The following is a 10,387-nucleotide window of genomic DNA, read 5'->3' as shown; positions in this document are numbered from 1 at the left end:
AATGTAAAAATTTTGTTATGTTAATTGCTATGTATTTAGCGGATGACATGGATGGAAAATGAAAGCATTTGAAGCGAATTTTGATGGTTTAGTGGGCCCGACGCATAATTACAGCGGTTTAGCTTACGGTAATCTTGCGTCAGCTAAGAACAGCGCCAAAGCGTCTAATCCTAAGCAAGCAGCGAAACAAGGGCTGGCAAAAATGAAAACCCTTGCTGATCTAGGCTTAGTACAAGGGATCATTGCACCACAAGAAAGACCAGATATTGCTACGCTCCGTAGTTTGGGCTTTTCTGGCTCAGATAAAAATATTATCCAGCAGGTAGCAAAACATAATCCCAAGTTACTAGCATCTTGCTATTCAGCTTCCAGTATGTGGACAGCCAATGCAGCCACAGTATCGCCATCTGCTGATACTGTTGATAAGCGAGTACATTTCACCCCAGCTAATTTAGTTAATCAGTTTCACCGTTCAATCGAGCATGTGACAACAGGTAAGATTTTAAAAGCGATGTTTTCGAGTGAACAACATTTCCATCACCATAGCGCTTTACCTTCAGTGAATCATTTTGGTGATGAAGGGGCGGCCAATCACACCCGCTTTTGTCGTGAATATGGTGAAGCTGGCGTTGAGTTTTTTGTTCACGGTCGTCATGCTTTTGATAGTCGTTTTATTCAACCAAAGAAATATCCAGCAAGGCAAACCTTTGAGGCTTGTCAAGCTATAGCACGGTTACACCAATTAGATGAGCAGCAAGTTGTGATTGCTCAGCAAAATCCTGCTGTGATTGACCAAGGTGTATTCCATAATGATGTGATTGCTGTTGGTAATAGAGATTTATTGTTTTGTCACGAGCAAGCGTATGTTGATCAAACGAAAGTGTATGCAGAGTTAAAACAAAAAATGGGTGAGGACTTTAAGATCATTGAAGTGCCTACTTCGAGTGTGTCGATTGATAGTGCGATCTCAAGCTATCTATTTAACTCACAATTATTATCGTTACCTAATGGAGAAACCGTACTGGTTTTACCGCAAGAGTGTGAAGAAAATAGCCAAGTTAAACGCTATGTTGAGCAATTAGTAACGAGTCAGCAAGGCATTGATAAAGTGATGATCTTTGATTTGAAGCAGAGTATGGCAAATGGTGGAGGACCAGCATGCTTACGACTACGTGTCGTGCTTAATGAACAAGAACTGCAAGCTGTAAATCCTGAGGTGTTAATGTCAGATGATAAATTTTCTGTTTTAAACCAGTGGGTTGATAAGCATTATCGTGATCGTTTAGTTGAAGCTGATTTAGCTGATCCCAATTTACTGGTGGAATCTCGCACCGCATTAGATGAACTGACTCAGATACTTAATTTAGGCTCGGTGTATAACTTTCAACAGTGATCTTTACATAAACAAAAGGCGATAAGTTGAGTGTAAGTATTTTTTATGATGAATGAAAAAATTGTAAGGCATCTTTAAACGACGCGAGACGAAATTTTGAGAATAACTCAATTAATTAGATGATGGTGAGGTATCGCGAGTTTAATGACTAAGGAAGAGACAAAGCGGGAAATAATGCTGAACTCTACTTTTTTATTAAATTGTTAACTGTGATTTGTTAGATGAATAATCGATTCTTTAGCCATTAAGAATGGATTTAAAGTCTGCAAGTAATTTTATTGTTTAAGCTTGACCTGTTTTAGCGCTAAACGTGATAATACGGCTATAAATTAGTGTGTCTACACTGATAAATAATAATGAATGTTACGGAGTTTCAATGGCAAAGCTAAGTCTACAAGAGCAGATGCTAAAAGCAGGGCTTATAGATAAGAAGAAGCTTAAAAAGGCGGGTAAAACCACTAAAAAATCTCGTACTCAAGCGAAAGAAGCAAAAGCTGCTGTTGAAGCAAATCGCATAGCACAGCTAGAAAAAGATAAAGAGCTTAATCGCGTTCGTGATGAAGAGATCAAAGCGAAAGAGCTGGCTGCTCAAATTAAACAGCTTATTGAAATGAATCGCTTGGATCGTCAGAGTGGTGATATCGGTTACAATTTTACTGATGGTTCAACGGTTAAAAAGATCTATGTTGATAAAGTAATGCAAAATCAGCTAGTAAATGGTCGTTTAGCGATTGCACGTTACCTTGATGGCTATGAAGTAATCCCCGCTTCTGTCGCAGATAAGATTGCACAACGTGATGAAGAATCTATTGTATTAAATAATACCGTGGCTGACAGTATTGCAGATGAAGATGATCCGTACGCAGACTTCGTTATTCCAGATGATTTGATGTGGTAAGAATATCTTACTGATTAAATAGGTTCAGAGATTAAAAACCGATATAGCTAAAGCAAGTAGGCTCTTAGCGTTATCGGTTTTTTTATACGCGTTTTTTAACCTTCGTAATTGCAGCGCATCAGTATATTATTTTTATCGCTAAATCATAGAGTACTGCGCAATATTCACGCTATCGTTTGCGTGTGCAATAATTAAACACACAGATGTAAATATGATAAAAATAGCATGGTATATAATGCGAATGTTTATCATTTGTGGTTTATTGATAGCATGATGTAGTACTTAATGATGCAAGTTCTTGAACATATCAATTCGATTGTGATTCAGAAAATCATCAACATAGCAGGACAATAATAATGAATAGTGATATCGCTCGTTGGTTGGAACGCGATCCTGACCCAAAAACACGAAATGAATTAGAACAGCTTATCCAAGACAATAATCAAGCAGAGTTAACGGATCGTTTTAACGGTCGATTAGCTTTTGGTACAGCAGGATTACGCGGAGTTGTTGGTGCTGGGCCTAATCGAATGAACCGCTTAGTCATTCAAGAAACAGCGGCAGGATTGGGGCAATATCTGTTACGTTCAGTCCCTGAAGCGGCCAGTAAAGGTGTTGTTATTGGTTATGATGGGCGTCCTGATTCACAACAATTTGCACATGACACAGCATCAGTATTAACCGCACAAGGCATTAAAGTCTATTTAACGGTAAAAGTGGCACCAACGCCAGTTGTTGCATTTGGCGTGAAACATCTTCATACCGCTGCTGCTGTTGTTGTTACTGCCAGCCATAATCCTCCGCAATACAATGGCTTTAAAGTTTACTGGGAAAATGGTGCACAGATTATTCCGCCGCAAGATGCTGGAATCGCCGATGAAATTGATAAAGCGACAAAACATGAATTGTCGTATTTACCGCTAGAAGAGGCTGAAGATAAAGGGCTACTCGTTTGGCTGGATGAAGACTACTACCAAGCTTATCGCCAAACGATGAATACCAATCCGTTACTGATAAATCACACCAATCCGCAATCAATTAACATCGCTTATACGGCAATGCATGGTGTTGGTGCCGAAATGGCAGAAACATTATTAGCTGATGCTGGGTTTGACCATGTTTACAGTGTTGCAGCGCAAAGAGAGCCTGATGGTACTTTCCCTACGGTCAAATTCCCTAACCCTGAAGAAACTGGCGCGATGGATCTTGTTATTGCGGAAGCAAAAAAACACGATGCAGTATTAGCTTGTGCCAATGATCCAGATGCAGATCGCTTTGCTGTTGCTGTACGTCGTGACGACGGTGAATACCAAATGCTAACAGGGGATCAGGTTGGTACATTATTCGGCTATTACTTATTAAGCCATGCACATGCCAATCAAAACCTAGTGGGGAATACAATTGTATCTTCAAGCTTACTTGGCAAGATTGCGACGACTCTTGGAGCGCGTTATTACCAAACGTTAACGGGCTTTAAGTGGCTAACTAATGTAGCGATGGCACAACAAACAGAAGAGCATCAATTCCTTTTCGCATACGAAGAAGCATTGGGCTACACCATTGGTAGTAAGGTGTGGGACAAAGATGGTTTATCTGCATTAGTTGCGTTTGCACAATTAACCGCAGAGTTGCATGCTAAAGGGCAGACTATTTGGGATCAATTAGAAGCTATCTATCGTGAGCATGGTTTGTATATTAATGCGCAACGTAGCATTGCATTGGATCCAACCGCTGCGCCTATCGGTGATACATTACGCCATCAACCACCAACAGAGATTGCAGGGTTACCGATTGTATGCACAGAAGATTATAAGCAATCGTTGAGAACATTTAGTGATGGTACAGTTGAAGGTATTGAATTACCCGTTAGCGATGTATTGATCTATCACTTACAAGGTGGGGCTCGCGTTATTGTTAGACCTTCAGGGACGGAGCCAAAGATAAAATGTTACTACGAAGTAGTAGAGCCTATGTTACATGAAGATACCATGATTCATGCCCAGCAACGTGCTCAAGAAGCGATGGATATGTTGATTGAAAAGCACCAACAGTCATTGTAAGTAAATTGATTTAATAGAACGATGATGAGTGCGGCATTAATCGATCACCAATGATCTATTTTGCCGCATCTTTTATGCCGGTGACTGCGGCAAACAACGTAGAAGTAGTTATGCAGATTAAAGGCCATTTGGCTATGCATGTGAAACGGTAAACAAGATGCTATCGTGAAACATTTACGTGTATAATCAGCAAATAATATACTATTTAAAAGTTAGGGTTTTCCTATGCATGATTTAAATTTATCTATACCTGATGATTACGAAAAAGAGCCAGAGCTCCCTATTCCCGAGCTTGATGAGCAGAAGAAAATTGTTGCTGAATTAAAGCGATTAGAAGAGGCAGGTGAGCTAACACCAGAAATTCTTCATGCATTTATGACCGGTGAAAGAAAACCGGAATAAGTATCAACTGAGCCTCTGTATTAAGATGATTTTGTCAAATATATAGGGGCTTGATTATTTCTGTAATTATCGATAATAACAAATTGATAATATAAACAAAAAAGTCATTCAATATAGGTTCTAAGTAGTAACAAAATAGCATATGACATAAGCATTTGATTGCATTAATGTGTGCTTATTATTACGGCTGTGTGAGCATACCTATATATGTATTATGTGACCGCCAAGAATATATTTCTAAGTGGCTGGGGGCGTGCAGGTAAGTTTGATTGTTATGTTTGTATTATTTGTAAAACAAGGCATGAAGCAAGTATTGTTGCAGTGAATGCTCAATATCGTTCAGATCTGCAGCGAGTAAAAATACATTCAAAAATCCCATTATCGTTAACAGAAGATACGTTAAAGATTGGTCGGCATATCCTTACTGCTTACATTGTAAAAGTACTCGACAAAACCACAGAGCCTAAACTATTTATGCCTAATTATTTTCAATATAGATCTAAACCGAAAATACTAAAATGATAGTTAAGATGTCTTATGGTCAGTATTTAGGATCTAACGCAATAACAATATGATAAAGATCAGATCCTAAAGTATTTAATTAGTGATGTTTCACACCGTTACGAACAATATCTTTACCATTATCATAAACATCTTGGCTTAACCAGCGTCCATAAATCAACTGCTGATTCTTATCAAAAACAGCGATGAAAGGGCGACCATCAGCGTTATTTTTAGCTAAGCCAATGCCTTCTACATCTTTTAAGCCTAAACCACCATTTTCAATTGAGATAATAAAGGTTTTTAACTCTTCTAGCGTTTCAATAACGTCTTGTTCAATTTTCATTTGTTAATTACCACATAGTAAAAAAGCGTAAGCTGTTTATAAAATAACGTAGATCTAAATTTAACTCTACAGGGTAATACTCTACCTCTGATGCTTTATTTTTGAAATGGCTAGCTTTGTATCGTATAAGATTACGTTAAATAAATGAAAGTTTCACAAACGGACTGCATAGAAAATAGCCATATAAACATCATCATATGGCTGGATATTACTTAATATTAAAGGCTTTCATTGGCTATACATTGATTCGCAATATACTTTAATTCTGCCAATGGATAGCGCTTATAAAGCTCACTACAGCTGTATATCAACGTTATCGTGTGATCATTGTTACTTAAAGCTCCACGTGTGATCGTTTCAAGCCAACTTAGGTGAGGGGGAGTCGGTAATACATCACGAGATTGCGGAAGGTTTTTTCCTACCGTCGCAAAAGCGGCTGTATAACTTTGCCAAAACCATTGTAATGCTGTTTGTTGATCTGGGAAATATTGTAACAGTTCGATAAAAGCGTGAACGGCAGTAATACCATATAAGAAGGTGGAGTCACTTGTTTTACGGTAATACTCAACAACTAGCTGCAATACTTTTTCTATTGTTATATCAACAGGGACGGGAGCAAGCTTTAGATAGTTAGGATGCTGTGCCACCTCAAAAATACGCTGACTAGCATTATTGGTTTGGAATGAGCTATTTGAAAAAGCATACACCAGTTGCTCTAACTGCTGCTCTGCGTTGTATTTCTCTGTTATCGATAATGGAGTAATAAGTTGATAGCTTTGTTCCCAATAGGCTAATGCATAAGCGATCTCACGTTGCTGCTGGCTTTTTATCGCATAAGATAACCGTATCATGCATTGGAAAGCTTGTGCATTAAAACTAGCAATTAACCTTGGCATATAGGCGATGAGTGTTGCTTTAACGCCATCATTTTTAATACGTTGCTCAATTTTATCCGCTTGTTTAATAAAGGGCTCATTACGAGCGACGTTTTCAAGCTGTGCTATATATTGATGATAAAAAAGTAATATACGCTCGTCGTTAGCACCCATTTGATCAAGTGCAACTAAAGTCATTGGTAAATGATTACTGATCCCATTTTTATAGGTCGGTTGAAATTGTAATCCCGCTACAATTAATTCGTTAGTTAATAATGATGTTTTCATCTATCGCTTCCATGCAATTTACAACATATTCAATATTAGACGTTCAAAGTAAGAGTGCCTACTTTAAATCGTTTAACTGATTGAAAAATAGTCATATAAAGGAAGTTTTTGATAAATAAAAAATGAGCTTATTGGCGAGGCTTTTAGCAAAATTGATGAAATCTTATAACTGAGTAATAGCACCATACATTTGCAAACTACATTGTTCTATTAAGAGATGATTAATAGGTTGTAGTTTATGGCTTGGCGAATATTTTTAACGTTGATAGCGTGTGGTTCAATGATGGCTTGTAACAGTGATAATGAAAATGCGGTAAAAGTTAATACAACGCCAGAACCAGTACAATCAGAATCAGTTGAAGTGCAAGCGGTAGATGATAACTTGTCTGAGTCTGAGTCTGAGTCTGAGTCTGAGTTCTTGACTCAATCGGCTCCAGAACCTGAATGCGACTTAGAAAGTGTTAATTTACTCGATTTTGTTCCTTGGCAACGTGAAGAAGGCTGGTGGGTTGGCGAATATACCTTTTTAGGGGCAGATGGTGATCCCAATGTTTCTGCGAGTTGGCCATATCGTTACGATCACTATCGTGGATTTATCCATTTAGAAGTCATTGGCAACAGTATTAAGCAGCGTAACGTATTTTTGTACCCAGCTAAAAATTCATCTGAATGTGATTCTGTTGAAGATGTTGTTGGCTCTGGTATATGCGGTGATAACGGTAATGAAAAAGTCTTTAGTGCTGATCAAAGCGCGTCAGATTGTGATGGTAATTTATCTGGACCATTTGAAGCTTTTGGTATGACGCTAAGTACCACAACAACATTGATCGGTGATGATACTGTACTGTATCAAGTGCGTTTACCCGATGGGAGTTTTACCCAAAATCAGCTAACGACACTACCACCGAACGATACGCGAGTGCGTACTGCTCAAGGTTTCTTTATGGGATCATCAACATATGCGAGTTACTATCGAGAGCGTAAGGTGACAAAAGAAGAGTTTGTGCAGTTATTAGAAGAAACACGCCAAGAATACAATATATTAGAGCTTGATTATTGTGGTTATGATTCGGGTGGTAACCCAAGCAACGTATCCTGTGACGAACATTTTGGTGTGGTGTTGGGAGATTAAACATAAAGACCAACAAAACATGTTGGTCTTTATTTTTATAATTACTTAATACTGCGGCTCATTTCAACATTGCCATGAGCTTGAATCGATGTGCCTTCTGATAGTGAGTGAGCACAGCCGATAATGAATATGCTAAGAAAGGCTAATATAATCCAATTATTCATTATTTATCTCAGTTAGTCGTAGTAAGGGAGGCAACTTTACGCAGTTAAATAAAGAGATTCAAGTGGGCAGAATTTTGTGTGTATCATGAGGAAAGTCAGAGGATTAATATTAATCAAAATATTGACGTTATAGATAAGAGAATCAGTTCGTTAAAATTAGAATGCAGGCCTTGTTAAAGACTGGAGCGGATAACGGGAATCGAACCCGTGTCTTGAGCTTGGGAAGCTCAGGTAATACCATTATACGATATCCGCTCTGTTGTTTTACAATAAGTTTTGCTATGTGATGAGTCAATTAAAAAATGATGAAGAGAGTTAATTATTAACAAAATGACTTTAATAAAGAATGACTGTAACTTATAGCAATTTGTATCTGTATTATTTCGATTTCTGGTACGTATACCACATGTAATATTGGGTTATTATAAATCTCTACCAATTCCCATTACATATTTAATAATATGGAAAATCGCCGTTTAAACCGTTTAGATACTGCTTTTTTGACGTTTAAGCCGTATATAAGCAGAAAGTGAAGTAATCAATAACTGTCTTTTCTAAGCGTTAAATAGTTTACTCGGCTAATATGTGACCCATCCCTTGCAATAAGTGTGACATGCGTCACATTTAAAGGTATTATTCAAGCTCAAATAAAGAAATGTCATTGTCCTAACAAACAAATATCGTTGGGGTGGACAATGTCTTTTACATATTACAATTGTATTATCTTACGTTGGACTTCAAGAAATGTCGTTAATTACTATTAGTAGAAATAAAATTAAAACTATTCGTGATAAAATTAAAATCTGTGTTAATAATGGTGATGTTGCAAATGTTTCATTATTGTTGTCAGAACTTGAATCAGAATTAAATATTTTTGAGTCATTATACTCATCACCTAAAGAAATATAACCAATAAAGGATTAATGGATTATTATATTTACGAGAGATATTTAAAGATAAATAACGTATTATAATCAGTCTGATGATTTATTGTTTATATATATGGAAAAGCAAAATATTGCCCCGCCATCAAGTGAAGATGCTTTATCTCGATTGAAAACGGCTTTTAAAGCAGGCGCTGCCGCGACACTAGCCAGTATTTCTATTGGTTTTTTATTCAAGATTTGGCTCGCTCAGTGGGTTAATAAAGACGACTTAGCGCTGTTTAATAGTGTGATAGATATTGTATCTCTATCATTAATATTAATGACGGGTTTTCGCTCTTCTATGGTTGTGACTTACAGCCAAACGAATAATGATCGTGACATTATCAATATTTTCCGGTTTTGCTTGATCACGATTGTTCTCTTAACATGGGGAGTTGTACTTCCATACATTAAACACGAATTACACATCAACGTTGGCTATTTCGAAATGGTTGGTGTGATTTTTAGCATGGGAATGAAGGTTTATTTTACCAACTTGATAGCCATGTACCGTTTGTATGATGTGTCTAATAAAGTGACTTGGATAGAGCCTGTTACGAATGTAGCGGGCTTTGTTATTTGTTACTACGTATTGCACTTTACACCACTTGCCTCATTGTTTTATAGCATGGCATTTTCATCGCTTGTTGCTGCCCATTTTATGTATTGGAAGCGACGTAAACAAATTGCGACGAAACCAATAAAATCGGTTCAACTTGATCCTAATATGCGTAACTATGTTCGCAAAAGCTTCACTGCCTCATTAGAAGCAGGGGCGAGTATATTGATGATTTATATTACGGTTTTATTGACTATCACGCACTTTAGCTTAGATGAACTTGGCGATTTCCAAGTCGTTGTTCGTCCGATATTCACTTATATGACGATGTTATTTGTCTTTCCTATTTATCGTTTTGTTTTGCCTGAGTTAACCTTATGTATTAAGCAAGGTGATCACCAACAAGTCAAAGCAATAAGGCGTTGGATTTTTCGTCTCGCAGCAATGGTGAGTGTGACATTTTTCCTCATCATGCTTATCGGTGGGCGTGAAATTATAGGTTTTGTTTTTCCCCCTCAGTATCATGGTGCCGTTATTGTATTATTTCATTTTTCTATGTTCTTTATTTTTATGATGCTAAATGCTTACCAATTAGCCTATATAAAAGCCCATGGGAAATTCACATTAAGCTTACTCATTCGTCTTAGTGGTATCATCACGCTAATAGCAAGTTATTATTTATTATCGATATTTACTGCAAATGTTGTCGCTATTATTGTCGCATTATGTTTAGGTTATGTAATGATGTTCATTCTATCAACGATTGCTGAACGTAAAATATTAAACGGGTATAAGCTGGCTTTATCCAATAGTTAGCTTGTACTTAATATTGTCTTGGATTGA

Annotated in this window: 10 protein-coding genes and 1 tRNA gene; 7 read left to right on the top strand and 4 right to left on the bottom strand. The window is 37.3% G+C overall.

What is annotated here, in order from left to right:
* The first annotated feature begins 58 nt into the window (after nt 1-58).
* The 5 genes from astB to C9J40_RS06075 all read left to right on the top strand — a co-directional run bounded on the left by astB (nt 59) and on the right by C9J40_RS06075 (nt 5,275).
* On the top strand, nt 59-1,393 hold the full coding sequence (gene astB, locus C9J40_RS06095; protein ID WP_107246163.1) for an N-succinylarginine dihydrolase: 1,335 nt from the start codon (nt 59-61) through the stop codon (nt 1,391-1,393).
* Between the two features lie 376 nt (nt 1,394-1,769).
* Nucleotides 1,770-2,291, top strand: coding sequence for a DUF2058 domain-containing protein (locus C9J40_RS06090; RefSeq protein ID WP_107207525.1), 522 nt, complete (start codon nt 1,770-1,772; stop codon nt 2,289-2,291).
* 356 nt (nt 2,292-2,647) lie between these two features.
* Nucleotides 2,648-4,351, top strand: coding sequence for a phospho-sugar mutase (locus C9J40_RS06085; protein WP_107207526.1), 1,704 nt, complete (start codon nt 2,648-2,650; stop codon nt 4,349-4,351).
* 225 nt (nt 4,352-4,576) lie between these two features.
* Nucleotides 4,577-4,753 (top strand): ATPase, encoded by a 177-nt coding sequence (locus C9J40_RS06080; RefSeq protein WP_005365948.1) that lies wholly within the window; start codon nt 4,577-4,579, stop codon nt 4,751-4,753.
* Between the two features lie 207 nt (nt 4,754-4,960).
* The gene (locus C9J40_RS06075; protein WP_107246162.1) at nt 4,961-5,275 is read left to right on the top strand and encodes a hypothetical protein; all 315 of its coding nucleotides are present in this window, start codon (nt 4,961-4,963) and stop codon (nt 5,273-5,275) included.
* 79 nt (nt 5,276-5,354) lie between these two features.
* Here the strand turns inward: C9J40_RS06075 and C9J40_RS06070 are convergent, their stop codons facing one another.
* Together C9J40_RS06070 and C9J40_RS06065 are read right to left on the bottom strand one after the other, a co-directional pair.
* Nucleotides 5,355-5,600 carry a hypothetical protein gene (locus tag C9J40_RS06070; protein ID WP_005365946.1) on the bottom strand — a complete coding sequence of 82 codons (246 nt, stop codon included), beginning with the start codon at nt 5,598-5,600 and terminating at the stop codon, nt 5,355-5,357.
* A gap of 218 nt (nt 5,601-5,818) precedes the next feature.
* Complete coding sequence (locus tag C9J40_RS06065; protein ID WP_107246160.1) at nt 5,819-6,763, bottom strand: questin oxidase family protein; 945 nt, start codon at nt 6,761-6,763, stop codon at nt 5,819-5,821.
* Nucleotides 6,764-7,001: 238 nt separating this feature from the next.
* On the opposite strand from C9J40_RS06065, the gene C9J40_RS06060 reads away from it, so the two are divergent.
* The gene (locus tag C9J40_RS06060) at nt 7,002-7,895 is read left to right on the top strand and encodes a hypothetical protein (RefSeq protein ID WP_107246158.1); all 894 of its coding nucleotides are present in this window, start codon (nt 7,002-7,004) and stop codon (nt 7,893-7,895) included.
* Between the two features lie 41 nt (nt 7,896-7,936).
* Here C9J40_RS06060 and C9J40_RS22330 read toward each other — a convergent pair whose 3' ends face one another.
* Together C9J40_RS22330 and C9J40_RS06055 are read right to left on the bottom strand one after the other, a co-directional pair.
* Entirely contained in the window at nt 7,937-8,059 is a 123-nt protein-coding gene (locus C9J40_RS22330) for a hypothetical protein (RefSeq protein WP_255418313.1), read from the bottom strand.
* A gap of 181 nt (nt 8,060-8,240) precedes the next feature.
* Nucleotides 8,241-8,314 (bottom strand) — tRNA-Gly (locus tag C9J40_RS06055).
* A gap of 747 nt (nt 8,315-9,061) precedes the next feature.
* Here C9J40_RS06055 and C9J40_RS06050 point away from each other — a divergent pair.
* Nucleotides 9,062-10,360 (top strand): lipopolysaccharide biosynthesis protein, encoded by a 1,299-nt coding sequence (locus C9J40_RS06050; RefSeq protein WP_107207530.1) that lies wholly within the window; start codon nt 9,062-9,064, stop codon nt 10,358-10,360.
* Nucleotides 10,361-10,387 lie beyond the last annotated feature (27 nt).

Source organism: Photobacterium sp. GB-72 (genome assembly GCF_003026095.1).
Classification (GTDB): domain Bacteria; phylum Pseudomonadota; class Gammaproteobacteria; order Enterobacterales; family Vibrionaceae; genus Photobacterium.
Note: the sequence above shows the minus strand (reverse complement) of the source record. Positions and strands in the feature narration are given on the sequence as shown.